At 63.6% G+C, this 26,671-nt stretch carries 17 protein-coding genes and 1 pseudogene; 2 read left to right on the top strand and 16 right to left on the bottom strand.

Translation table 11 applies throughout. From position 1 onward, the window contains the following. The 10 genes and pseudogenes from ABIC75_RS18140 to ABIC75_RS18095 form a co-directional block, all read right to left on the bottom strand. Positions 1-1,322: pseudogene (locus ABIC75_RS18140) on the bottom strand (calcium-binding protein); the annotation flags it as partial. Then, complete coding sequence (locus ABIC75_RS18135) at positions 1,319-1,936, bottom strand: hypothetical protein (RefSeq protein ID WP_354015292.1); 618 nt, start codon at positions 1,934-1,936, stop codon at positions 1,319-1,321. The pseudogene ABIC75_RS18140 and the gene ABIC75_RS18135, both read right to left, overlap by 4 nt. 150 nt (positions 1,937-2,086) lie before the next feature. Continuing rightward, positions 2,087-3,502 carry an HlyD family type I secretion periplasmic adaptor subunit gene (locus ABIC75_RS18130; protein WP_354015304.1) on the bottom strand — a complete coding sequence of 472 codons (1,416 nt, stop codon included), beginning with the start codon at positions 3,500-3,502 and terminating at the stop codon, positions 2,087-2,089. Positions 3,503-3,507: 5 nt separating this feature from the next. Continuing rightward, a complete protein-coding gene (locus tag ABIC75_RS18125; protein WP_354015291.1) occupies positions 3,508-5,694 on the bottom strand; it encodes a type I secretion system permease/ATPase in 2,187 nt (728 codons plus the stop codon). Positions 5,695-6,080: 386 nt separating this feature from the next. Next, a complete protein-coding gene (locus ABIC75_RS18120; RefSeq protein WP_354015290.1) occupies positions 6,081-7,208 on the bottom strand; it encodes a hypothetical protein in 1,128 nt (375 codons plus the stop codon). Then, positions 7,205-7,450, bottom strand: coding sequence for a hypothetical protein (locus tag ABIC75_RS18115; protein ID WP_354015289.1), 246 nt, complete (start codon positions 7,448-7,450; stop codon positions 7,205-7,207). The genes ABIC75_RS18120 and ABIC75_RS18115 overlap by 4 nt, the downstream gene beginning before the upstream one ends. Positions 7,451-8,454: 1,004 nt before the next feature. Further along, the gene (locus ABIC75_RS18110) at positions 8,455-17,538 is read right to left on the bottom strand and encodes a two-partner secretion domain-containing protein (protein ID WP_354015288.1); all 9,084 of its coding nucleotides are present in this window, start codon (positions 17,536-17,538) and stop codon (positions 8,455-8,457) included. Positions 17,539-17,594: 56 nt separating this feature from the next. After that, entirely contained in the window at positions 17,595-19,328 is a 1,734-nt protein-coding gene (locus tag ABIC75_RS18105; protein ID WP_354015287.1) for a ShlB/FhaC/HecB family hemolysin secretion/activation protein, read from the bottom strand. 386 nt (positions 19,329-19,714) lie between these two features. Next, complete coding sequence (locus tag ABIC75_RS18100) at positions 19,715-19,927, bottom strand: helix-turn-helix domain-containing protein (protein WP_354015286.1); 213 nt, start codon at positions 19,925-19,927, stop codon at positions 19,715-19,717. Between the two features lie 247 nt (positions 19,928-20,174). Continuing rightward, positions 20,175-21,017, bottom strand: a complete 843-nt coding sequence (locus ABIC75_RS18095; protein WP_354015285.1) for a hypothetical protein — start codon at positions 21,015-21,017, stop codon at positions 20,175-20,177. Positions 21,018-21,420: 403 nt separating this feature from the next. Here ABIC75_RS18095 and ABIC75_RS18090 point away from each other — a divergent pair, with 403 nt between their 5' ends. Then, entirely contained in the window at positions 21,421-21,639 is a 219-nt protein-coding gene (locus ABIC75_RS18090) for a hypothetical protein (RefSeq protein ID WP_354015284.1), read from the top strand. A gap of 246 nt (positions 21,640-21,885) precedes the next feature. Next, entirely contained in the window at positions 21,886-22,137 is a 252-nt protein-coding gene (locus tag ABIC75_RS18085) for a hypothetical protein (protein ID WP_354015283.1), read from the top strand. A gap of 264 nt (positions 22,138-22,401) precedes the next feature. On the opposite strand, the gene ABIC75_RS18080 is transcribed toward ABIC75_RS18085, so the two are convergent. From ABIC75_RS18080 to ABIC75_RS18055, 6 genes are all read right to left on the bottom strand, one after another. Then, a complete protein-coding gene (locus tag ABIC75_RS18080) occupies positions 22,402-23,517 on the bottom strand; it encodes a tyrosine-type recombinase/integrase (protein ID WP_354015282.1) in 1,116 nt (371 codons plus the stop codon). 185 nt (positions 23,518-23,702) lie between these two features. Further along, positions 23,703-24,410, bottom strand: a complete 708-nt coding sequence (locus ABIC75_RS18075) for a helix-turn-helix transcriptional regulator (protein ID WP_354015303.1) — start codon at positions 24,408-24,410, stop codon at positions 23,703-23,705. A 145-nt stretch (positions 24,411-24,555) separates the two neighbouring features. Beyond that, on the bottom strand, positions 24,556-25,185 hold the full coding sequence (locus ABIC75_RS18070) for a glutathione S-transferase family protein (protein WP_354015281.1): 630 nt from the start codon (positions 25,183-25,185) through the stop codon (positions 24,556-24,558). A gap of 52 nt (positions 25,186-25,237) precedes the next feature. After that, a complete protein-coding gene (locus tag ABIC75_RS18065; protein ID WP_354015280.1) occupies positions 25,238-25,642 on the bottom strand; it encodes a GFA family protein in 405 nt (134 codons plus the stop codon). Further along, positions 25,639-25,833: a hypothetical protein gene (locus tag ABIC75_RS18060; RefSeq protein WP_354015279.1), complete on the bottom strand. Its 195-nt coding sequence runs from the start codon at positions 25,831-25,833 to the stop codon at positions 25,639-25,641. Before ABIC75_RS18060 ends, ABIC75_RS18065 begins: the two co-directional genes overlap by 4 nt. Positions 25,834-25,858: 25 nt before the next feature. Then, positions 25,859-26,482: a DJ-1/PfpI family protein gene (locus ABIC75_RS18055; RefSeq protein ID WP_354015278.1), complete on the bottom strand. Its 624-nt coding sequence runs from the start codon at positions 26,480-26,482 to the stop codon at positions 25,859-25,861. Positions 26,483-26,671: the final 189 nt, after the last annotated feature.

Here is a 26,671-nt window from a genome sequence, read left to right as displayed (position 1 = left end):
GAGTGGGTCAGTGACAGGCTGACGATGCCGAGATCGTCCAGCGTAAACAGCTCATTGGCCTGCGAGATACCATCGCCATTGAGATCGCGCCATACTCGCAACGAGCCAAAGGCGGCATCGTTTGCGTCGATCACGCCATCACCGTTGTCGTCCAGATCGGCCAGCGCATCGAAGCCGTTCGCCGCGCGTTGACCATTGCGCAGCACGGTCTGATCGCCGAACAGCTCACGACCGCTATCGATGGTGCCGTTACCGTCGAGGTCGCGAACCAGCAAGCCATCGTTGCCGGCCACCCAGCCCGAGGCGGTGCGAATGCCGTCCCCGTTGTGATCGAACAATGCGCCGGTCCAATTGCTCTCAGCCAGCGTGCTGACCTTGCCGTCGCCGTCGAGATCGAGCGCCAGGGGGTCATAGCGTTGAATACGGTAAGTGGTGTTGTGGTTGATGCCTTGGGCCGCCGATTGAATGCCAAGATCCAGGCCACCCAGTAGCGCGTCTGTGATTTCCTTCCAAAGGGGACTAAACCAGTAGTCCGCTGTGTTGCCAATTGCCGTGCCGGCGTCGCGCCAAAGGTTTGTCACACCTTCCGCCCACGCTTCCCAGGCGCCCGGGTCACCCACGGCGCCCCCGGTCCGCTGCAGGCCATCAAGCACACCCTGGGCCATCCAATTCCAGAATCCGATATCGCCCAACGTGCCCCAGTCTTCGGGGCCAGCCACGTTCTCATTCCACCAGCCGCGGCTTCCATCGAGGAAGCCTTCAAAGTCGTTGCCGACCAGATCGAAAAACCTCCCGGCCCTGTCGAGCGGCGCCAGCCCTGTTTCCGCATAAGACGCATTGAGATCGTTGTAAAACGTTGCTGTTTCGGGCGACATGCCCAGCCCACCAACGCCTGTGGGGAACATCGCGCCCAAGGTGCCTGCCCAGCCATCGAGCGGAAGGCCAAGGCTGTTCACGGCGACGCCCACATCGCTCTTTATGACCCTGTCGAGCGAGAGAGAATGGTCTCGCGCCAGTGTTTCAAAGACACTTATGGCTAACTGGTCCGAAGCTCGCTGGAAAATGTCAGCGTCGATATGGACATCGTTCTTTTGGCCGGCACTGTAGGTGGCGCCGCGCACAAAGTCGGCGTAAAACCCCGTTCCCTCATTAATATCTGCCGCGGTGGCTAACCAGTTGGAAAGGCGCGGATCACCCCCTCCATTCATGACCTGCTGACTTAGATAACGATACATTCCTGGCAGATCGCCAGATGCCTCGTAACTCTCGGCGATGTCGATCTGTTGCTGGTTGAAGTGAAAGTCTAAGTACGGTGACGTCATGACCCATTCCCTTGGCACGTCGTTAGTGCGTTGTCGATGAATTTCAAGATGACGGCGGCGTCATCGCGCCGCTGAGTGGCGTCTCTATGAGCCCTGGAAAGAATGTAAAATTGGAGGTTTAACAAGCTGGTTTTGGAAATGGCAATGCTGCTTACGGTCGACGATGGCCTGCTTTCCCAGCCAAGAGCTACCAGATAATTGCCGATGTCTCGCGTACTAAAATATGAACTGACGCGATTTAGTGCTTCATCGCGGCGAGTTTCATTGTCATAGGCACCGAGGGTAATACGGTAGTTGCCGACTCCGATCGCGGCGGAACGGTGATCATCGCCATCCTCAGTGATATCCCGAATATCATTAAAATCCACCACCAGATAGGTTGGGTGCTGCGGGATGGACACATACGTACTCTTGGGAAACTGAAAGCAATAAACCGTTTGTCCGGATTCACTCAGAAGCTTTACCGGACCTTGGTTTGCTGAGCTCGCGGTAGGGACCTTGGCTCTGTGGCCCGTCACGCCATGGTTGCCCGATTCGCCGCCACGATCACAACCTGTCGCGGTGACAACCATGCACAGCATCATGGCCAGACGATTTGCTTTGAAGGACGGCAAGGCGACACTCCTCTCTACGTTCAACCGCTTAAATTTAGGTTTGGGTTTCGTCGCTTGTGGTGCTTACGAGCCCATGGATGCGTCCTAATAGCCCCACCCTCATGACCAGAAGGGATGTTGGCGAGCACGCAACCATCGCGTTGTTCGGCATCAGCGCTCCCTCAACGACTCGTCCATTCCTTGTCGAATGGGGGCGAGCAGATAGTCGATGACCCGACGCTGGCCGGTGTGGATCTCCGCGCTGAGCGCCATGCCCGGCGTAAGATGGACGAGCACGCCATCGACGTTGAGCGTGGCGCGCTTCAACCGAACCCTGGCCGCATAAACAAGACCGAGCTTTTCGTCATTGATCGCATCGTGGGAGACACTCGCGACTTCTCCCTCCAGGTAGCCGTAACGTGTGAACGGAAAGCTCTCGATCTTTATCGTCGCGCGCTGTCCGGGTCGGACAAAGCCGATGTCCTTATTCAGTACGGCGGCCTCGACTTCCAGCGCGTCGTGCTGCGGGACAATCGAGAGCAGCGGCTGCGCAGGCGTGACCACGCCGCCCACCGTGTGCACGGCCAGTTGTTGCACGGTTCCGTCCACGGGCGCGCGCAAATGCATGAGGCCGTCGCGTTGCGTTGCCTTGATCAGTTCGGGCTCATACTGTTGCACTTGTTCGTTGGCCTGACGAAGCTCGTCTTGCCACTGGCGACGCATGTCCGCGGCGGTCACCGCCAGTTCCTTCTGAGCCGCGACGATGGCTGAGCGTAACTCTTCCCTGCGGCTGCGTTGCGCGGCCAGGTCACGCTCCGCCGTGATTCGCTCTTGCTTGCGGAGCATGTATTCCTGCTTGGGAACGTAATTCTTTTCCAGCAGCAACTCGTAGTCGCGCACGCGGTCCCGCGAAATGGCGAGGTACTCCTCCAATGGCCCGATCGCCGATTCGACGGTGCGCAGTTCCGCCTGTTTCTGCTGTACCGTGGCCTGCAGTCCTTGGACCTTGGCCTGATAGGTGGCGAATTGGCTGATCGCGAGCGTCTGCGCCGCGTCGGAAGGCGAGGGTGACAGCCCGTCACCCTGCACGGTGGGTGGCCGGTTCGTTTCCAGCGATTGAATCAATGCCGCTGAACGCGCCGCGGTCACTCTTGCGTTGACCAGCGCATCCTGCGCCTTGCGGCTATCGGCCGACGTCGCGGTGGTATCCAGTTCGATCAGCAGATCGCCTTGCTTGACCGTTTGTCCATCCTCGACCGCGATGCGCTTGACGACCGCGGTCTCGGACGACTGGAGCGTCTTGGTGCGGCCGGTCGTGACGGTCTTGCCTTGCGCGACGGCGACCATGTCGAGCTTCCCGACGCTAGCCCACACCACGGCGACGGCGAACAATGCCATGATGGTCCACATGCTCCCGTGCGCGACCGGGGACGCCGGGCTGTCGGCCAACTCCAGATGCGCGGGAAGGAACGCGAGTTCCTCACGATGACGGTCCGGCGGGTCCAGGTGGCGGCGATCGCGCCAACACGCCTGAAAGATCTCGCGATAACGCCGCAGTATTTCCATCATCGAACGTGGCTGCGCCATGGCCATCAGCCCTGCTGCAGCCGGGACAGCCGAGCGAAATGGCCGTTGGGTCGCTGGCGTAGCTCATCGGGCGGCCCCATTTCCACGATGCGTCCCTTATCAACCACCACAATGCGATGGGCGTGGCGGACCGTCGACAACCGGTGAGCGATGATAACGACGGTTCGTCCCTTGCAGATGGCATGCATGTTGGTCATGACCGCCCGTTCGGACTCGTAGTCCAGCGCACTGGTGGCTTCATCGAAGATCAAGATGCGAGGGTTGGCGACAAGCGCGCGGGCGATCGCGACGCGCTGGCGTTGGCCACCGGAAAGGCTGGCACCGTGCTCGCCCACTTCGGTGTCGTAGCCCTGGGGCAACTCGACAATAAATTCGTGCGCACCGGCGAGCTTTGCGGCCTGCACCACGCGCTCCATGGGCATGCCGGGATCGGCCAATGCGATGTTTTCGCGCACGCTACGGTTGAACAGGAAGTTTTCCTGCAAGACCACGCCCAGCTGCCGACGTAGCCACGCGGGGTCCGCCAGAGCCAGATCGATGCCGTCCACGAGGACACGGCCGCGTTCCGGGACGTACAAACGCTGGATCAATTTCGTGAGCGTGCTCTTGCCCGAACCTGACCGGCCGACAATACCCACCACTTCGCCGGGGTGGATGTCCAGATCAATCCCAGAAAGCACCTCGGCGGTTTCTGGCCGATAGCGGAAGGCCACGTTCTCAAAACGGATACCGCCCTGAATGGGAGGAAGCGTCATGCTGCTATGGCTGACTTCCGTCCGCGTGTTGAGGATGTCTCCCAGGCGTTCCACCGAAATGCCCACCTGCTGAAAGTCCTGCCACAGTTGCGCGAGGCGCACGATCGGCGTGGCGACCTGTCCCGCCAGCATGTTGAACGCAATGAGTTGGCCTACGGACAGCGATCCATCGATGACGAGTTGGGCACCCTCATACAGAATGGCGATACTCACCAGCTTCTGCAGGAACTGCACCCCTTGCTGCCCGACGTTGGCCAAGCGAGCGACCTTAAAACCGGCATGGACGTAACCGGCCAGCTGATTGTCCCAGGTGCGGGTCATCCGAGGATGGATGGCCATGGCCTTGACGGTCGCGATGCCCGACACGGTCTCCACGAGGAACGACTGGTTATCCGCGCCGCGGGCAAACTTCTCGTTGAGACGGGAGCGCAAGGCCGGCGTTATCGCAGCGGACCATAACGCGTACAGCGGCAGCGAGATCACCACGACCAACGTCAGCCAGCCGCTGTAGATGAACATGACCGCCAGAAAGACGAAGGTGAACAACAGATCCAGTAGCGACGTCAACGCTTGGCCGGTGAGAAAGTTGCGTATGTTCTCCAGTTCGCGCACGCGCGCCATGGTGTCGCCCACACGCCGTGATTCAAAGTAGGCGAGCGGCAAGGACAGGATGTGGCGAAACAGGCGAGCACCGAGTTCTACGTCGATGCGGCTGGTGGTGTGCGCAAAGACAAATGTGCGCAGTCCGGAAAGGAGGACGTTGAACACCGTGATGGCGACGAGGCCCACCGTGATGACGGTCAGCGTGGTGGTGGCGTGATGAACCAGCACCTTGTCCATCACGACTTGAAAGAACAGCGGCGTCACCAAGGCAAAGAGCTGCAGGAAGAGGGAGCACACCAGCACCTCCATCAGCAGCTTGCGATATTTGACGATGGCGGGAACAAACCAGCTGAAGTCGAATTTGGCCAGCGCGCCGCTGGTCGACGCCCGGGATGTCACCAGGAGCAACCGCCCGGCGTACTTTTCGGCGAACTCCGCGCGTGACCAGACGACGGCCCGCTGAAGATCAAGATCGTGCACAAGGACCTTCTCAGCGTCAGCGCGCGCAATGAGAAACGCCCGCCCGGTACCTAGCAGGGCAAGGGCGGGCAGCGCCACGTACTCGATGCGATCGGCAGGCTGCGCAATGACCTTGGCCTTAAGTCCCAGCTTCTTGGCCGCAAGCAGCAAAGCGGCTTCATCGAAGTGTTCATTCCCCAGCCCCGATTCATGGCGTAGCTGGGCAGGATCGGCGGGTAGTCCGTGGAACTGCGCAAGCATCACCAGGCCCAGGAGCGACGCGTCGTCCTCGATGGCGGGCCCCTCCACACCCTCAGTAGCCTCAGCACGGCATGCCGTTCCTTCAGGCGTTGTCTTCAACGGCGCAGCGTCCATAGGGCTCCCAGCCAACGCATTCCTCGCTCCCGTCCGCAAGGCTCGGACGCATCCGTTTGGCGCAAAAGAGGCGCCCTGTGCCATAGCTCGAACACTGGCAGTCCGGCCGGGGATCCACCCCACGTCCCTGTGCCATCACTCTCAGACCGGCCTTCGGCAACGAGGGTGAGTTCCGCTAAGTGTCTGCTCCATGATGTCGGCAGCGCAGGTTCTTGTGTATCGGACAGCGCGTATTCTTGCGACCCGTTGGGCTTTAGCGCTGCGCTGCGACAGTTGCCTCTGGACGAGCGCGCTTTAACCGGACAATGAGCCCGGAAGAAGGCCGGTAGGAGGCGCCCCGCCTGGACGCATCCGCCATGACATAAGGTGCACCGCCCCGTCTCTGCTCATCCGCGGACGTCGTAGCGCTGGCGACGGAGCGGGTGTTTGGTCACCCGTAGGCGCGCGCAGTTCGGGCACCAGGCGTTCTGATACAGAATGTTGTTCGGAACCGCGTGCCACACGTGCCCCCACTGGCACTGCCACGTCAACTTGGTGGTGGTGTTGACATAGGTATGACTGAGACAGCGGCCACCCTGTCGGGCCGCGGCGGCCTGCATGGCCTCGATCGTCAGCGCCCGCCGCCGACCCGCACAGCGCCGGCACCACATCCCGGCGACCACCAGCGCGCCGAGGGTTTGCCAGGTATGGCCCTGGTCGCATTGGAAGCGGTATTTGACGTTGACACCTTCATACGTGTCGGCCAGACACCGGCCGCCGTGCGCCGCCGCAGCAGCCTGCAGCCGGGCGAGCCCGGCTGCGTCCCGGCGCGCCAGTCCACGTTGCTGATCGGCGCACGTCCGACACCAGGCCCCCTGCAGCACACGATGTCCCCGTGCCCGCCAGTGGTGGCCTACGGCACAGACCCACGCATAGTCCACCCGTCCGCCGCGGTAGGTGGTGTCTAGGCACCGGCCACCGTGTGCTGCGGCCGCCTGCCGAAGTCGTTCCAGCCCGTCGCTTAGGGTCCGGCGCGCGGACTCGCGCTGTCGAGCGCACGCCGGGCAGCCGCTGCCCTGCCTCAGCACGTTGAGTTGGGTCATCCAGGCATGGCCGTGGGTGCACATGAACCGATGGCGCTGGCTTAGGCTATGCAACGCGGCTTCGTCGCACGTGATGCCGCGGCGTTTCAACTGGTCGAGTAACTGAGCCTTGCTAGCCAGCCATGCGCACTGGGGACACGTCACGGTGCCGCGTCGCACGGGGCCCACGCCTCGGGTCAACGCGTGCCCCTGGGCGCAGCGAAACAGGTAGTTGGCTGCCGCACCGTGCCACGTCGGTGTGACCAGGGTGAACCCCCATCGTTGCGCGGCCTCGCGAAGTTCCCGAAGCGCGACCGAATCACTCTGCCGCAGGGACGTCAGTTCCCTTGATGCGCCGGTATCAGCACGATTGATCGCGTCGCCGCGATTCATCCGGCTTTCTTCCATCTCTCCGGTAGGTACCCGTATGTTGAAGCGCGCATTCGCTTTCACGGGAGCGTGGCCGCCTTGGCGAGGAATTCCGCTGCCAACGCGGTGCGCCGCCGGACCAGTACCGGTGCAAGGCCCTGTTCGGAAAACACCAGCATCGTCAACTCGCCTTCGGGGAGACGAAGGGCCAGCTCGCGCTGGTGCTTCTGCGGCACGAATAGCCGGATGGATTGCAGGCTGCCATTCCCCACAGCACGCGCCACATCCGCCGCGATGAACCAACGCCGATCCGCCCAGATCACCATCCGAACGGGAGTCGTGCGCAGGTGAAACGCGGTCGTCGCTATAGGTGCCACGTCTTCATGACCAGTCATCGCAACACGCTCATTCAAACTGGAGGGTGCAAAGCGTTTGGACGGCTAGGCGACGATGACCTGTTCAGACGATCCTTATGGGTGAACTGATACATTCTTAAGAAATATCCTCTCTATGTCTTCCCGTACGCCATGACCAGCCCATGCTGCTCGATCCTTTGATTGCAGATGAGCAAGCCAATCAGTGTGACCATTGAGAATATCAGTGCACCTATTGGTGAAGCCCGCCGCATATACACGGAGCGAAGCATCCAGCACATCAGATAGACCAGACGGATGCCCGTAAAGAATCCGATCGTCTGTTGTAAATCGACGCTCTACTGCATTGCCTGTCAGCGGAAAAGATAGAACGCTACGGCCATTACCGGCAGCTCTGGGGGGGAGGGAGCGCCTCTTTCCCGAAGGTCATGGCAAACCACACACCTCTTATCCCGCTAAGCAATTACCATCAGAAGTGCCTCATCGGCATCCACTCACCGTAAGGCCACCCAGCGCAATGATTCGCCCCCCCTCTTCTTGAAACTTAGGTATTGTCAATTCCCGAGTTTCAATTGCCTCACCACCGAGACAACATGGACACGTGTAAATGACGATAGGGGCTTTATAGAGTTTCTTGAATTCCGAAAATGAAATTCCCGGCGGAGGCTCGAAGGTCCGCTCGACACGCTTAACGCGCAACACATGGAAGCCCTTTAGCTCAAAGGAGCGACCTAGGCGGGGCGGCAGGCTCAATAGTGCCCCAGACTGGATCGCTCGCCACTCTTCCAAAGTTGTTTCCGCGACCGCTATGGTCAAGCCGTTGCACTGGGCTGCTGAACAATGCATCACCGAGTCGGTGTCAGTTTCTGACTCAAACTCGAAAAGTGGCACTGTCGCCTGGCAATTTCGGCATGTCACAATTTTTACCGAGCCGCGAATAGTTCTATTTTCGCCTATCACTTCACACCTTTCGCATCGAACAGGATCAGGTTCACCCCACCATCCGCTTGCGCGGATGGCGCGATGATGCCGTTGTAGTTTTTGAATTGTGCGTATGCCCCCAAAGGTTGGGTCACCTCGTAACGCCAGGCTGCTGTGCCGCCGGTTCTCGCAATGTCTTCCAATGACACGCCGAGCTCGTTCCGCACAGCTGGATCAGTCAAGTCCAATAGGTTATTGACTGATGAATTAGAGAACACATTGAGGTCACGCCCAATAAGCGAGCTATTGTTGTTAACGAACTCGGCCTCGACAGTCCCCGCATTTGAAGCGAAGTAGAGGCCTGCCTGCCCTGGTGCGGTGTATCTACCATTTGCATTGACGCTATATGAAATGTCTAAAGGATCGCCTCCAGCTGGAACAGCACGGTATAGAGGACCTTCGTAAGTTACGCCCGCCAATGGACTGTTTGGAATGGGCGTATCGGTAAGCGTCGTTAAGTAGCCGGTCTCTGGCAAGCGATCCGTCGCCGCCAGCAGGATGCTGCCACCAAGCATCGCTCCCGCAGCGTAGATCGCTTGATCGCCCTGGCTCGACGGCGACCAAGCCGGCGTGAGCACACTGTTCTGCGATCCCCAGTTGGCAACGCCATTCGCGTTGTACGCGTTCGACTCGTCGGCACCCAAGAACGGAATGGCGCCATTTAGCGTGTTGAGGATACTCATCCCTGCGACGTAGATCTTACCGCCGATGTAGGCACCGACGGACTGATCCTGCGCCTGGGCCGTGTCAGAGAGCGGTGATGTCGCGGTGACTGTACCGTCAGCAGCCCGCGAGTAATGCATTGCGTCGTTGAATAGATATCCGGCTGCACCATTGATCGCACCCTGGGTGGCATTGCCTCCCGTTAGCCACGATGCAGCCGCACCAGTACCAGCATGTTCCAGCGTCTGCAGGCCGATGTTGCCGTTGGGATCATTACCAAGGCTGTCGGCCACCGCCGAACTAATCAAGCCGTTCTTGAAACTGCCTCCCATCAGCACATTGGTGGTGCCACCCGCTACACCATGGGCGAGCATGGTTGGCGCGCTGCCGGGACTCCAGCCTTCGTATTGCGCCAGACTGCCCGCGCCATAGAACAGGCCGGCACTCACGCCGCCTTGGACCGCGCCGTGCAACATCCCTTGCCCGATGTTCTGACCTTGCAGTCCCGCACTCAGCCCGCCGCCCTCTGCACCGAGCGCCGCGCCGGTGACGATCGCGTTACCCCAGCCGGCGGCGGTACCCGCCCCTGCGGCTGCCATCGCCGTGCCGGACCCCGCTTCCGCAGCGGCCATGGCGCCCACCGCAGCACTCGCGGCACCCGCCGTGACGGCCACCGCGACGATCGTCACCACCGCCGCCAACCCGGCGCCCATGCCTGACTGTGACTGATCCCACGTCGTGTGCGTATCGGCCACGCTCATCCAGTTGACGTTGGGGCCGAGCGAGCTCAGCCAGGACTGGCCAGGATTCGCCGCCAGCCGGGCTAGCGCGGCATCCTGGCTCTCGCCGGCCAGTTGCCCAAACTGCACCGTCACCCCGTTCGCCGCATTGACCGACAACGGCCCGCTGATTGTGCTCTGTGCGTTGGTCGTGCTTTCGATGCCCTGGTTGCTCATCGCCACGCGATACCAGGACTTCGAATTCATCGTGTGGCTTTCGTTGTCCACGTTAGCCGCGGTGTCGAAATTCACCGTGCCGCCACTGATGATGGTGGTGCCGGTGGTGCTGTTGAGCGTGGCTGCCTGATAGGTTTGATCACCACCACTGATCAGGGCGATCCCACCACCGGCACTCACCTGCGTGCCTTGCACGGTGCTGATGTCCACCTGATCAGACGTCTTCGTGTGGCCATCCTTGGTGGCGTCGCTCGATTGCAGGGTGTTGGCGTCGGCGAGCAGGTTGATCTGGCCACCGGCCACGAGCGCCGCATCGCCACCGGCGGTCAGCTTGGCCGCTGCCGCATCGATATCGCCGCCGGCCACCACGGACAGACTGCCGCCCGCACTGAGTTGGCTCCCAGTCACCGTGACTTGGTCGGACGTGCGATTCAGCGAGGTTTTGTCACCCTGTGCTTCGGCGACATGGCTGTATTGCTCGGTGCTCACGTCATCGAGGATGACGCTGCCACCGGCCTGCACCGCCAGGTTATTGCCGGCTGCCAGCTTGGCTGCCTGACTGTCCAGGTTGCCCCCGGCGACCAGCGACAAGTTGCCGCCGGCCGTCACGCTGGAGATGACGGCGCCTTGCGACGCTGTCTGCTCCTGGAAACTGAGCGGGCCGGTGCCGTTGCCGCCACGGCTGTTCGAGGATTGGGTGCCCTGCGCAAGCAGGTTGAGATTGCCGCCCGCGGCGAGCAGCGCATCACCGCCCGCACTGACGCCGCTTCCGATCAGCGTGAGGTCGCCGCCAGCGATCATGCTGAGGTTGCCGCCGGCGCTGATGGCGGTTGGGCCCGACACGACCTTGGCACCGGTCCACTGCGGGAGGGAGCCGGTGCTGACGATGTTGCCGCCCGCGACCATGGCGAGATTGCCGGTCGCGCTGATCGTGGCCGCGCTCGCCCATGGCACCGACGGCGCGGTGTTGGTGAGGTTGCCGCCGGCCAGCAGGCTGACGTTGCCGCCGCTTAAGGTGCCCCGGTTGATGAGATCACCCTGGGTGGCGATAGCCAGCTGTTGCGCGCCGCTGATCGCGCCGGTGTTGATCAGCGTATCGGCGAGGATCGTGGTGCCCTGCGTGCCGGTCAACGTGCCGTCATTGGTCACGGTGCCCGAGGCGTTGATGTTGACGTTCTGGCCGGCGATCAGCGCGCCGTTGGTTTCCAGCTGATCGGCACCGGCCTTGCTCAGGTACACCACCGGCACCAGCACGTCCTGGCCGTCCACCACCTCGTCGACCAGCCACACGATGTCGGAGGTGAGGGATGCGATTTCCGAGGCGGTCAAAGGTGCGCCGAGCGTGAGTCCGAGCGCGGCCGCCTGGTTGGCGGCATCCTGCATCAGCGCCTGGTACTGGTCGGCCGCATCGGTGGCGCCGTTCAAGACGCGCCGGCCGGTCAACTGCAGGACCTGATCCATCACCAGGTTCTGCTCGTAATAGCCGTCACCCAGGCGCTTGTGCATGTTCGCTGGGTCGTCGCCCAGCGCCTGCAGCAGGTAGTTCGAGCTGGTCACCGGACCTTGGGCGAAACGCGGCGCGGTGGTGACCAGGAACGGCGCACTGGGATCCGGATGATCGGTGTAGCGTCCGTTGGACGGCGGCACCAAACCCGGCAGGGGGTGATCCAAGGGGCCCAGCACCTGGCCGGTGGCGCCACGGGTGCCGTTGGCAGGGGCCACCGCGCTGCCTTGGGCGCCGCTCACCCCGCCGGCGCTGCCCGCCTGTGCACCCTGGGCGCTGCCGAGGCCGGTGCTGCCCGCGCCGGCCAGGTTACCGGTAATGATCCCGTTTCCACCGCCACCAGCGTTCACCGCGGTGTTGCTGATGTTGCCGCCACTGATGCTCACCGTGCCGCCGGCAGTGATGTAAGAGCCCATCGCCACGCCGGTGGTCGTGGTGGTCGTGGTGTTGCTGGTGGTTTCCAGGTTGTCCGGGTGGCAAGGCGTGCGTGAGCCACCGGCCTGGTAGCAATCTTGGTAGACGTCTTCGATGGTGCGGGTGACCTGCTGGGTCTGCACCGTCTGCTGCACGCTGATCGCTTCGTTCTGGATCGTGGCCGGGTCGCCGCTGACCAGATTGCCGTTGGCGTCGGTGGCGGCGCCGCCCCCGTTGATCGTGAGGTTGTTGCCCGCCGCGATGGTGGACACTTGGTTGAGCAGGTGACCGGTGGTGATCGCGATGTCGCCGCCGGCGGTGATCACGCCGGCCGCACTGGCCGGGCTCAGGGTCTGCTGCGAGATCACCGTGTTGGCGATCCACACGCTGGGGTCCTGCACGAAACACTGGTTGTTCGGCGCCCCCAGGCAGTATTCCTCGTTGAACGGCCCGTTCGGGCCGCTGCCGCTGATGACGGTGCTGCCCAGGTCGATCGACACCGGCATGACGCCACTGACGGTCGGCAGGATACGCCGGGTGTTGGTCAGCGTGTCGGCGGCAAGGGTCAGGTTGCCCTCGGCTTCGATGCGGCCGGAGCTATTGAGCAACGAGGACACGTTCGTGCCGGGCGTGCGGCCGCCGATGCTGAGATCGCCGCCACTGTAGATGTCCGCATCGATGTTGGTCAGCGCACGGCCGATGGCCAAACGCAGCGACTGCGCCGCACCGATGAAGCCCTGGCCGTAGTCGACGGGTGCCATCGCTTGGCCCACGTCCTGGCCGTTGGTCAGGGTGTCGGCGCTGATGGCGACGACGTTGCCGCTGAGGTTGCCGGTGTTGGTGATCGTGCCCGCGTTGATCGCCAGCGTGTCGCCTTCCAGATCGGCGCTGGCCTGGTTGTTGAGGGTGCCGCTGACATTGACGTTCGCCACGCCGCTGCCGTCGGACGCACTCGCGTTAATCGTGCCCTGGTTGATCAGGTTCGCGGCGGTCACGTTGAGCGTGCCTGGCGTTTGTAGCGTGCCCTGGTTGGTCAGCGTCCCGTTGACGGTCAGGTCGAGGGTGCCGTTGCTTTGCAGCGACTGGCCGGCGCCGTTGGTGAAGTCGCCGGTGGCGTGCAGATCCAGCGACTGGGTGCCGTTCAACGTGCCGGCGCCGGTCAGGCTGGCCAGGGTGACGTGCAGGTCGTTCGCCGTGATGGTGCCGCCGTTGTTGCTGACAGTCGGCGCGGTCAGCCATAGCGAGCTGCCTTGCAGCAGGCCCGTGGTGTCGTTGGTGAGCGAGGCGAGATTCAGCGTTGCGGTATTGCCGGCGCCGAATTGGCCACCGGTGTTGTCCAGCGTGGTGGTGGGGTTTTGGAAGCTCAGGTCGCGCGTGGCGTAGGTGGTGCCACCGGCGTTGTTGAACGACGCGACCTGGTCCAGCGTGAGATCGCGCTGCGCGACCACGGTGCCCCCGTTGCGGTTATCGACGGAGGCCGCTTGCAGGACCACATCGCCGCCGCGGTTGCCGACGGTGCCGCCCTGATTGGCGATCGCACCGGTGGTCGTGAGCGTCAACGCGGCGTCGGGTGTCGCGGTGTCCAGGCCACCTGAGGTGGTGCCGGCGAGTAGCTGACCACCGGTGTTGGTGAGGGCCGCCGCCGAGACCGTGGCCGCGCCCGAGGCGTCGACGTGGCCGGCGCTGTTGTCGAGCGTGGCGCCCGCCGACACGGCGAGGTCGCCGTTGGTCTGGAGCAATCCACCGTTCGTGTTGCTGAGGCTGCCATCGCTGCTCAGCGCCAGATCGTGCTGCGCGTAGGTGGTACCACCGCTGTTGTCGATCGCCCCGGCGTGCAGCGAGGCGGTACCTTCGGCACCGATAAGGCCGCCCGCGGTATTGCTCAGCGCTTGCGTCATAGCGATGGCGAGCGCGCCGGTGTCGCCGCGCTGGATGATCTGCCCGCCGGTGTTGGTCAGTGCGGTGCCGGTGATCGCCACGGTGCCTTGGCCATCCAGCACGCCACCAACATTGGTCAGCGCGCCGCCGGTGACCGCCAGGCCGTTGCTGGCCTGGATCTCGCCCGCCGTGTTGTCGAGCGTGGCGACGTTGAGTGTGACCTGCTGCCCGTGCAGGCCCTGCGTGCCCGACGTGTTGCCGTTGAGCAGCGCGCTGGTCTGCACGGTGAGGTCGCCGCCGGCGATGATCGCGCCCGCGTTGCGGTTGTCCAGCGTGCCGGTCACCGTGGCGTCGATGGCCTGTTGCGTGGCGAGGGTGCCGCCGTGGTTGCTCAGCGCGCCGGCCGTGAGCTGCACATCCCCATTGCTCATCAGGGTGCCGCTGTCGTTGGTCAATGCGCCGTCAACCTGGACCAGGAACGGCGACGTGCTCGCCGCCTGCAGCCGTCCGCTCGTATTGTCCAAGCTGCCGGTGTGCACCGTGGTCGGACCGACCGTGCTAAGCACGCCCTGCGTGTTGTTGAGGGCGTTGGCGACGGTGATGGTCGTGGCGTCGTCGCCGGCCGCCTGCAGTGAACCGCCGGTATTGGTCAGAGACTGCGCGTCGATTTGCAACGCGCCGTTGGTCGCCACCTGACCGGCGGTATTGTCCCAGGCGCCCGCCACTTGCACGGCGAGCGGCGTGGTACCCGCCGCCTGCAGTGATCCGTGGGCGGTGCTCAGCGTGCCGGTGGTGATCACCACCTGCTGCGCCGCCGTGGTGCCGTTACTGAGGTCTGTGGTGCCGCCGGTCACCTGCAGCAGCCCGTTGCTTTCGATGGTGCCGCCGCTGCCGTTGAGCGTGGTGGCCGCGATGGACAGCGTGCCAGTGCCCGCGTGCGCCATCACCCCCTGGGTGTTGTCGAGCGTGGCGGCCGTCAGGGAGAGGTCGCCATCCGAAGCCACCACGCCGTGTTGGCTGTTGTCGAGCAACGACACGGCCGTCACGCTGAGCGGTGCATTGGCCGCCTGCACGGTGCCACCCTGGTTAATCAGCGTATCGGCGTGGATCGTGGTCGCGCCCTGCGCGGCGATCGTACCTGCGGTATTGTCGATGGCATGCGTGACCGCCAGGGTGGTGGCGTCGGTGCCGGCCGCGATCAATGAACCGTTCGAGTTGGTGATCGATCCGGCGCTGATCTGCCATGCGCCGTTCGTCGCGACCTGACCGGCGGTGTTGTCCCACGCACCGGCCACCTGCACGGCCAACGGCGTGCCGCCCAGGGCTTGCAGCGATCCACCCGCCGTGCGCAGCGTGCCGGTCGTGATCGTCACCTGCTGCGCCGATGTCGTGCCGCCGCTCAGGTCGGTCATGGTGCCAGTCAACCGGAGCTGGCCGTTGCTTTGGATCGCACCACCACGACCGTTCAATGTCGCCGCCGCGATCGATAGCGTGCCGGTGCCCACGTGCTGGATCGCGCCGCCGTTGGCATTCCCCAACGTGCCGGCGTCAATCGCGAGATCCGCGTTGCTGGCGATCGTGCCGCCGTTGCTGTTGTCCAGGGCGCCGCTGACAGTGAGCGTGTTGGCCTGATCGCCCGAGGCCACGAGCGTGCCACCTTCGTTGTTCACGTTGGCCGCGGTGAGATGGACCTGCGTCGCACTCAACGTGGCGCCCCGGTGGTCGATGCTGCCGGCTTGCACGGTGGCCGCGCCCGCCGTGGCCACCGTGCCGTTCGCGCCTTGCCAGGTGCCGGCGTTCAGCGTCAGGCCGTCCGTGCCCGCGTGGACAATCGTGCCGCCTTCGTTGATCAGCGTGCCGCTGCTCAGCGTTAGGGCACTGGCCTGGCTGGCGAGCGTGCCGCCGGTGTTATCGAGCGTGTTGGCGACCGACAGGGTGGTGGTATCGGTGCCACGGTGCGTGATGGTGCCGCCACGGTTCGACAGGTTCTGCACGTTGATCGTCAACGCGTCGGCGACGTTCAGCGTGCCCGCGTCGTTGTAAACATTGCCCCCTTGAAGGGTGACGGGGCCATTGATCGTCAGCGTACCGGCGCGATTGCTTACGTCTCCGCCGGTGAGCGTGAGTTGGCGCAAGCCCAACTGACCACCGTCGTTGTTGAGCCCATGGGCCGTGGTGAGATCGAAGCCCGACGCCGCATGGATCTGGCCGCCGTCGTTGTCCAACAGGCCCGCGATCTGCAGCACCCCAGCGGCGAGCGGGGCGGGCGTCGTGCCCGACGTGCCGCCGTTTGACGACGTGGCACTCCCTCCACTATTCGTGCCCGGATCGCTCGTTGGTGGCGTGTCGCCGCTGCCCGAGCTGCCGTCAGTGCTGCTCCCCGCATCCGCCACGGGCATACCGATGCTGCCGCCCTGGTTCGACAAGGCGCCGGCTTGCAGCGCCATCCCCTGCAAGCCGGTTTGCGCGATCGTACCGCCCGCGTTGCGCAGCGAGCCTGCATCCACCGCGAGGCGGCCGGCATTCAGCGACCCGCCGCTGTTGTCGACGTCCTGCGGTGTCGTGATCGATAGCGTGTTGGTGGCGGAGATCGTGCCGCTGTTACTGACGCCACCGCTCGCGGTGATCGTCGTATCGGCCTGTGATTGCAGACTGCCGGTGTTTTCCAGACGGCCATCGGCCGTCACCACGAGGTCGCCGGCTTGCGCGCCCAGGTTGCCCGCGTTACGCACGCCGACGCCATACTCGGTACCCAGCAGTTGGATCTTGTTGGCGTACATCCCGCCGAGGGCACTCACATCCAACGCGAAGGTCGGGGCGGCGCCGTTGCCAGCGATGGGCGTGATCTGGGTGTGATCCGCACTGACTTGATTCGACCCGGTCGTCACCTGCAATTGCGGTGCCCAGATGCCCGCGTTGACCTGCACCGCACGCGCGATGATGTCGGTATAGTCCGCCCGTGTGGCATCCAAACCGTTGCCATTGATCTGGATCGTGCCGCCGGTGACGCGGTAGCTGTCCAGGCTGCCGCCGCTCAACACGGGGACGCCCGTCGTCAACTGAAAGCGCGATACGTTAATGACGCCGCAGCCGGCACACGAAATGCCCGCGGGATTGGCGATGATGAGGTCGGCCTTGTCGCCAGCGATTTCCATGGTGCCATGGAGCTGACTGACATTGGGTCCCGTCACCTCGTTCAAGATGACCTTCGCGGTGCCGGTGGCTAACCAGGGATTGGCACCGACGGCACCTGCGAGCTGACTTTGCGCCGGCGTGCGTGCGTTGTTGAACACCACACCGCTGCTATCGACATCGAATTGCGTGTAGGTATTTCGGCTCACCCCCTGGGCATTGGGGGTTTGGATATTGATCAGGGCGGCCTGACCGGGCGAGCCCAGCACGGTGGGTCGCTGATTCCCGGGCGCGTTCGCATCGGTGATGATCTGGCCCGCCGTCGCCACAGACGCGTAGGCCACGAAACCCAGCGCGACCCACAACGAGAAGCTCACGGGGCGTACGCGCGCCGTGGTAACGCCACCGCTCGCAGACGTCGCATCGCCCCTCGAACGCGGCGTGAGTTCACTGGCCACCTGAAGGATGCGGAGGGCCCGATTGAAGACCAGGCGATACAGGTGCTTGTTCATACGACCCCATCCTTGACGTTCGCACAGCACAGCGCGCGCACGGGCGCGCTACGGCATTAGTAAGACCAACTGAGGTTGAAACCCGTGACCGGGCGGTCCGCTGGAAAGCCCCGCGGTTGACGCAGCGGCGCACCGACGAAGCCATCCCATGCCAGGCCGCGCCAACCACCGCGCAGACCCAACACCGCACCGATGAGCGTTTGTCCGAGCGCCGCGACGGTGGGCACCTTGCTTACGTGGCCGGCATCCGCGCCCAGGTACAGCTCCTGGCCGCCACCGACCAACCAACCGAGGTCGTTGCGCACGAGCCAGCCGCGATCGCCCGCGAGCTGGAGATCGCCCGAGAATCCGCGAACGGTGTAGCGCCCGCTGATGGCGAAGCGGTCCTGCGGCACCAAGGGCGTACCGTTCCACTGCGCCCGCCCACTGCCGATGTAGCGAAACCGCTGATCGCCGAACTGGAACGGCACGGTCAGCGTCACATCGGCCGTGGTGATCTCGGACCGCGACGTCCCTTCATGGAAGGGCTCTTCGGGTGCATGCAGCGCACCGAAGGCACCCGTACCGCGACGGTAGGCGGCGTCGGCGTCGAGGGTGGCGGTAGCGAGGAACTGCTTGTACGAGACGCCCGCCTCCCAGCCGCCCTGGCGACGGCGCTGGACGAGCACCTCGGTGCCATCGATGTCGTTGCGCGAAGCGCGCTCCCAGGCGCGCAGGTAGCCGAAGGCCTTTAGGGTGGCGTCGCGGTACAGCAGCCGGCTCGCCTTGACGTCAGCACTGCTGCTGGTCCCGCGGTAGACGTAGTTCTGATAGGCGCCTGCCACGGCCTGGTCATAGGTGTAATCACTGGCGGTCGCACCGAGCAGCCAGTTGCCGTAGGGCACGTCATAATGAACCAGCGCATTGCGTGTTCCCTTGCGATCGCCGTCCAAGACCGATTGCCCGGCGTTGACGTAGAACAGATCGTTCCAGGTCAGCAGGTTGTCCAACGACAGCGTCGCGCCGCCTTGCAACTTCCCCGTCGCATCGCTGCCTGAATCATCGAGCGTGACGGCCACGCGCATGGGCGAGGACTGCTTCCATACGATCACCAGGTCGCTGTCGCCGGCCGTGGCGTTCTCATCGGCCGGGACAATTTGGATGTCTGCCTCTGCCGTCGGCACGCGCTTGAAATTTTCCAGCGCCTGTTCGATGTCACGCAGGTTGAGCAGATCACCGGGACGCGCGGGCAAGGCATCGCGCCAGGACGTGGCGCGCGGGTCGACACCCGGTACAAAGCGAATGGCATGGATACGGCCAGGGATGAGGGTGAGCGTGAGCACACCGGCGTGCAGGTCCTGCGGCTTGGCCAGCACACGGGTAGTGACATAACCGCGCGCGATGATGGCGTTCTGGATGCGCTTCATCACCACGTTGATCCCGGTGGTGCCCAGGCAGTGGCCGGTGGCCGGGTCCGCGTGCGGATCGGCCGCTTTGAGCGCCCATTGGAAGCGCGCCGCATCATCGCCATCCAGTCGAATCGCCTGGATGGGAAAGCATGGGGTTTCGTGGGCCGGGAGTCGGTCGGACGCAGCCTGCGTTTGGCGTGGCAGGCGGACGTCGGGCGTGGCGTCCTGCTGCTCACGCAGCGCGCGCTCACGTTCTTGTTGCCGCAGCAGCGCTTGTGCGGCCGGATCCACCGCCTGCCCGAAAGCCGGCGTGAGATACACCGTCGTCGCCAACGCGAGCAGCGCACCAGGCACCAGCCAACGACATGGCCACCACGGTGCTACGCCACGATCCCTCACCACACCGACATCCCTATCACCGATCGCTCCCCGTGTTGATAAAGAGGTGTCCGGAGCCGCCTTCCGCCTTCGGAAAGAGGGCAAGCGCCAAGCGACTCCGAACACACCAACTCAGGATGAAACGCTAGCGGATCGCCTGTCTGTCATGAATCGGACAAGTCTTAAGATGGCAAGTGATGTCACGTTGCACGGCATGCGACCGATCATGCCGTCCATGTGATCGGTCAAGGCTGCCTAGCTAAGCACCCTCTGCCGGCCCAACGTGCCACGCGAGCACGACATGGCGTGCCGCGCGTGGCGCAGTGCGCGCCGCCGAACGGATAGCGTGGGGTGGGGGAGTTGGCTGCCTGGGGCGCTCGAACGTCGTGAGGGCGACCGGCAGGGGCGGCTCAGCGAGGGTGGGCCGCCTGCATCCGTTCGCGAATGAAACGTTGGAGTTCCGATTCGGGGATCAAGGGTTTGTTGCCGACCTTGAAGGCTTTGAGATCGCCCTGGGCCAGCAAGGTATAGAGCGTGTCCTTGCCGATGGATAGACGCGCACACGCGCTATCCATGGAATGCACCAGTGGTTCCGTCGTTGTGGGCTTGACTGCGTTCGTCATGAAATAGGCTCCTCGCGTGGATGGTCGATGCCTGTGGGTATCGCCCCGAGCAGACTACGCTTATGCCATGACAATTTGGACGTCCAAACGACATTCGACAGAAAGCCGGCGGAGGAGACGACGCACGATCCTGCGGATTACGGTGACCGCTGAATAGCGTGCCGGCGCGGCCTGGGCAATGCGCTGCTGTTGAGTATCGTGCTGCTGCCCCATCTGGCCATCCGAAAGGTCTGCGGTGGGTCGGAAGCTACCTACTTTCGCTCTCATTCGAATCGTCGCTCATAGGCTTGATGGATTCGCGGATGGCTTGGTGGGTTAGGTCTAGTTCGGCCATGGCTTTTTCTGCCATCTTAATTTGCCGCTCTAGATACTGTCGCTCATTGAATCGAAATTTGAGTTCCTTTCGCATCATCGCCAGAACGCGCACCCTCGCGGGGATGAGTTCGTGCGCGTGTTCCATCGCCAATCGATTCATTCCCTCACACGCAGGGTTGATTATCTCGATGTCCTTGACGTTGTCGTTGTAGTAGCCCTGTCGTTCGTCCATCGTGCGCCTGAACGAAGCTTGCAAACGGTCGAATCGCTCCTGTGGCTCACCGGATTGGACGCCGTCAATGGCAAGCCGGTTCTGCTCAGCCAAGTTCGCATTGATTCTGTCGGTTGCTTGCTGGATGAAAGGAAGCCGATTTCGCACTCTGATAAGCGCCGGCTCGATTCGTGCGCGCTCGCGGAACAGCGCGAAATACGCCGGTCCGAACTTGTCTCTCAGATCGCTCAACGCCAGCAAAAGTTTGTTGCCAGCGACCATCTCGGCCTTGGCCAAGGGAGCCATGTAGCGAGCAAAACCCTGCGCGAAGTGGCCCGGCGGGAAGTCAGTATTGGAAAACGACCCAAGCAATATGCCGCCCTCAAACATGGCATCCGCCACTTTGAGATAGAGCTTCCGCTTGACGTCTCGCTTTTGCTTCCACGCATCAAACGCCCATTTTCCGTACAACGTGACAATGACGCCGAGGAAAGCAAGGCCGGACGGACCCCATTTATCCCAAAAGTCGGGCGACGTGTGCGGGGGCGCTTCCGTGGTCTGCATGACGTAGCTCACCGCCGAGCCAGCCGGGCGAGCGGGCGGCGCCAACACTGTGGTGGCGGGCACGGATGCTGGTGGCTGTCGCGGCGCGTCTGCGCTGGCCTTATGTGGTCCCCGCATGGCTGTCCCCTGTGACGGCCTGCCGATAATACCTAGCTACCGGCTCTTGGGGGCCATTGGCGGTATAGCCGCCTGGAGGTCGGGACGGGCCTTTCCAGAATATGTCCGTGAGCGCCCTTGGCGCCCATGGTCAGCACGAGCAGGGTGTTCAGTGCGTGCGGGAATGATGTTCAAACGGACCTGAGTACACGCTACGAGTCGAGGGCTAATTTTAACCCCGCCTTCCACCAAAGCACCACAACGCTCTCACAGGGCGTCCATGGTCGGTTGCGGTAAGAATAGGGCCATGCCTGCGATCACCATTTATCCCATGGCCACGCTTACCGAGGACGGCACCGAACGTCGCCTCGCTGCCCTGGTTACCCGCGTCCGGTATGAGCGCGAGCGTGCCGAGACGCTCGCACGCGGCGAGCCGTGGCTGTGGTGGCTGGTCGAAGAGGAAGGCGCCGACGTGTCGGAGCTTGACCTCGTGGATGGGTTTTTCCTGTTCCCCGATCCGGTCTAGGCAGCATAAAGCGCCGCAGGCGCACACGCGGCCGGCTATTCGCCGCAGGCAGGCGCTTCAAACTTTCGGCTAGTGGCTGGCTGGTGCGCCGCGTGGGCACAATCGCGGACATAAGGGGGGGGCACCTACATGCACATGGATCGGACACAGGTCGTTTTGCACGCACTGACTACCACGCGCGCGTTTCGCGAGCTCGCGCACGAAGCCATCCGCGACGCTCACTTTCCTCAGGGAATGGCATCCGCGATGGCGCAGAGTGCGGCGGAGGGCTCGCGACGCCTCGCCAAGCTACTGACGGCTCAGCGTGCAGCGCTTGCACCGAGCCTTCGCGATGGCATCGAACACGCCCGCTACGAACTGGAAGCACTGAGCGAATCGGTATCGCTCATCTCCACCTACAACCTTCCGCCACGACAGGCCATTAGCTTGGCGGTCATGCTGCGTGCTGCCGCCGATCAAACGATTGCCCGGTTGCGACGCATAGAGAATGCGGTCTGACTCAATGGGCTGCTCAGCCAAAGGCCATGCACGGCAGGGTGAATAGTCGGTCCGCCGTGAGCGCCCTTGGCGCCCATGGTCAGTACGAGCGGGCGCTCGGTGAGCACCGGCATGGGTGTTCAGTCAGGCAGGAATCCGCACGATCCCACTGATCGCACGTTCCACGTGCATCAAGCTCCCTCAAACCAAGCCCCGTCTCGTGCAGGGCTTCAGCGGGCGGCGGGAACCCACGCGATCAGGGTGCCGTCGCCATCGCCATCGCCATCAACCCAACGACAACGTCGCCAAGGCCTGCGCCCCATGACGCTGGAGCAAATGGCCGTAGTGCCGTTCGATTTGCACGAGGGACGTGCCGGCAATGCGTGCCACGGTCAGGCTGTCCACGCCCGCCGTCAGCAGATCGGTGATGCCGCTATGGCGGAAGGAGTACGCGCAGGTCTTGGCCGGCAACCCCAGCGGGCCGCGTGCCTCCCGAATCGCCGCGCCCCATTCCTGCCGGACAAAGGCGGTGCCATCGGCATGGGCAAATAGATGCTCCGCGAGGGTTTTGTTCTTGGCCTGAGCGCTCAGCAGCACGAGGGCATCGGCACTCAGCGGAATGACGCGGCCGGCGTGCGCCTTGTCCTTGCCGATCTTCAGCAGCCCGGTGCGGGCATCCAGATGGCCCACGGTGAGGTGGGCGGCCGCCGATGGCCGCAACGGCAGCAGCGCCAGGCACGTCATCAGCGGTTGCAGCTCGGCCGGCAGCGCGCCGATCAGGGCCCGACGCTGGTCACGCGTCAAGTACACGTCGCGGCGCGAGGTCACATGGAAGCGCTTGATCGCCTGCCATTCCATGGCTTTGCCCGGATCGACATAGCGCTCCTGCACCGCAAAGTTAAGCGCCGCCACCAGGCTGCCCATCATGCGGTTCTTGCTGGCGTCGGCCATGACCAGGTCGCTGCGCCATTGCCGCAGATCGGCCGCCCGCAGCTTGTCCAGCCGGAGCCGACCGAGCGCATGCGTGTACACGGACCGGCTGAGTCGCATATGGGCATCGTGCGCGGCGGCCTCGCCCTTTTCGCGGCGGCGATCGGCCACGTACGCCTTGCAGGCATCGATGACGGTGCGGACCTCCTGGCTTTCGGTGCCCGCCAGCACGCGCTTGCCCCAGGTCCGTGCCTCCGTCGCGGCGTCTTCATAGCTCTTCAGGTGCACCGGACCCAGGCTTTGAAAGTGTTGGCGCCGATCTTCCCGCTGACGCGCAATCCACGTGCCGCCTTCATCGAGGCGACGAAAGCCCAGATACAAACCCGGCGCGAGCGGGGCACCAAAATACGGATCACGGCGCGGAGGCAGCGCATCGCGCACGCGGGCTTTGTGGATGTCGATCGAAGCCATCACGAAACGTCCTTTTCGTACGTACAGGATACGAAAAGTATAGGGTCGATTCGCACGGGTCACAATAGGACATTAAGTCGAAATATCATGAGCTTATCGTCCCGTATTGACCCGTAAAAACTAATGATCCATCCTGCGCCGGGATGACGAGCAAAAAAGCTCCCGACGGTGAGAAGGAAAAAACCTCAGCCTTCCATTCCCTCATAATACCCCCGCATCGCCTGCAAATAGGCGTCCAAATTCCGCCCACTCACATCCTCGAATCGCTCACCCGTAATCGTGCAACCGGCAATCCGATCCGGGCGGAAATTGCGGAAGCCCACGCGCAATCGGCACCACGTGCCCAAGGTCCACGCGCCGCCCCAGAACGCAAGACACAACGGTTCCACCTCGCGCGTGCTGCTGCGTCCGGCTTCGTCGCTGTATTCCAGGCGCAGCACCTGGTTGTCGGTGATGGCGGCGTTGAGGCGGTCGATCAGCGCGGCGAAATCGGTCTTGGTCTGGTCGCGCCAGATGGGCGCATAGATGCGCGTGCGCGTGGCGCGTTCGCGCAGTTCGGCAGGCAGCACGGCTTCGATCTTGAGCAAGGCCGCCTGCGCGCTCTCGGCCAGTTTCTGTCCGGCGAAGGCCCGCACGAAGCGCGTGCCGACCACCAGCGATTCGAGTTCGTCGGCGGTGAACATCAGCGGCGGGATGTCCGAACCCTTGCGCAACAGATAACCGACGCCGGCTTCGCCCTCGATAGGTACACCGGAGAGCTGCAGATCGGCCACGTCGCGATAGACAGTGCGCAGCGACACGCCCAACGTGCCCGCGAGCTGGCGCGCCTGCAACGCAGTGCGACGCCCTCGCAGGGCGTGAATGATGAGGAAGAGCCGGTCGGCGCGACGCATCCGCAGATGATGGCGGAGTGAGACGCGCACGGCCAGCGCCGTGAGTCATGCATGATATGGGTCATGACGTGGAGCACACCGCATGCGCGCCATCGCCGCTTCCACGGCGATGACTGCCATCATCGTTACGGTCGAACCGATCCACTCACGCCGCCTGCGCTTCCGCCAGCGCCGCATCCAGCGTAGCCGCGCGCTGCATGGCCGGTCGCGACATCACGCGATCCACATAGGCGCGGATCACCGGCAATTCCGGCACCAGCTTGAACATCGTCATCCAGTGCAGCGCGCAACCCCACAGCACGTCGAGTGCCGTGAAGCACTCGCCCAGCATGTACGGGCCGCGTTCGAGCTGCGCCACCAGCGTGTTGAACATGGTGTCCCAGTCGCCGTAGGGACAGGTGGATGGCGGCACCGCATCGCGCTTCATGGCGCGATCCACCGCGGCGGGTTCGAAGCACGAACCGTAGAACACCATCCAGCGCAGGTACGGTCCGCGCAGCGGATCGTCCAGGCCCGGCGCCAGACCCTTCTCCGCGTAGAGATCGGCCAGATAAAGATAAACGGCCGGCTGCTCGGTCACCAGCTCGCCACGATGGTAGATGGCCGGCACCTTGCCCATCGGATTCACCGCGGTATACGGCGATTCGCGCTGTTCGTTCTTGCGCAGGTTGAGCACATGCATGTCGTATTCCACGCCCAGCTCTTCAAGCAGGGCGCGCGTGCCGCCGGAACGGCTGTTCGGTGCGTGATAGAAGGTGACGCGTGGCGTGGTCATGACGCAGTCCTCGCAGCGTGGAAAACGGCGACCGCGAAGGTCGCCGACGGTTTCAGAGATGGCTGGTGACCGCGGGTGCGTTCCACCAGTTGTTGTCGCGCCCGTCGGAATAGCGGATCGGTGCGGCAGACCATTCCTCGTCGCTCACATCGTCCAGGCAGGCCACGTTGACCGACACGAATTCGCCGCCGATCTGTTCCACGTAGCCGCGATGGAACGAGTGCACACCGCAGTGGCGACAGAACAGGTTGTGCGTGCTGTCGGTGCCGAAGGTGTAGTCAACCAGCGCGTCTTCGCCGCTCAGCACGCGAAACGTTTTCAAATCGGCCATCGCACCCCAGAAGCGCAGCTTGCGGCAGATCGAGCAGTTGCAGCGCCCCGTACCGGCGGACAGATCGAGGTTCGCTTCGTAGCGGACGGCGCCGCAATGGCAACTGCCGTGATACGTGCGGCTCATGCACGCGCTCCCCGCAGCGTTGCCGGTGTCGCCGGCATGCGCTCGGCGGCAATCTGCTTGCTCGCCTGCTCTTTCTTTCCCACGGGCGGTTCCGGCGTACTCGCCGGCAGGCGGTACTGCCCATCCATCAGCAGGCCGCGCAGGTACAGGGGACGATATGCCATCAGGATCTTGCCCATCGAAAATGCCATGACGTTCTCCTCGTCGCGTTTTTCGTCAGGCCGCCACAGCGGCGGCGGTAGCGGCGTCGCCCGCGCACCACGGCGGCGGCAGGGCGTGCTTGAACAGGCGGAACCAGTACTCGCGGTCGCTGGGGCTGTAGAGATCGAGCGTGCGGATCACTTCGCGGGCGAACTCCACGCTGCCGAGGCGGCTGGCGGTGATCACGCCGCCGTCGCTTACCGCGAGTGTGTTGGCGTCGTATTGATCCGCACCGGCATAGCCTGGAACGTGGGTGCCGATGTGGCCGGGCCAGCTACCGGTATGACGGCAGGCATCCAGCAGACCGGCCCGGGCCAGCACCAGCACACCGCTATCGACGGCAGCCACCGGCGCACCGGCTTGATGGACGCGTCGCGCGGCGTGCACGGCCTCGTCGCCATGACCGTGTTCCCACAGGTAACCGCCGGGCACGATCAGCAACGCCGCGCGCTGCAGGTCCAGTTGGTCCAGGGTGAGTTCCGGCACCACGCGCAGCCCGCCCATGGAGAGCACCGGCTGCATGGAAAAACCCACCGTCTTCAATTGCCAATCGCCCGGACGACGGATCTCGCAGAGCGCATGCGCCGCATGCCAGTCCGCAAAGCCGTCGAATGCCAGGAAATACACTGTGTCGCGCATGAGAATCCCTCCTTCTGACAGAGGCCAGTGTGGGTACCCCCTGCTGCCAACGTGTTGTCAGTAGGGGAGTGGGAGTTGGGTAGCGGGGCGGCGAGGCGGCGGGCCAGGCCCCCCGGGAGCCGCCCTCAGGGTTACCGGCGAAACACCGGGTTTATGCCCTCGCCCTAGGCCGTTCGCCCCTCGTCCCTA

Origin of the sequence: Dyella japonica, from assembly GCF_040545895.1 — a bacterium.
In the GTDB taxonomy this organism is placed as follows: Bacteria; Pseudomonadota; Gammaproteobacteria; order Xanthomonadales; family Rhodanobacteraceae; genus Dyella; species Dyella japonica_D.
The sequence above is the reverse complement of the archived record's forward strand: the minus strand, read 5'-3'. Positions and strand labels throughout refer to the sequence as shown.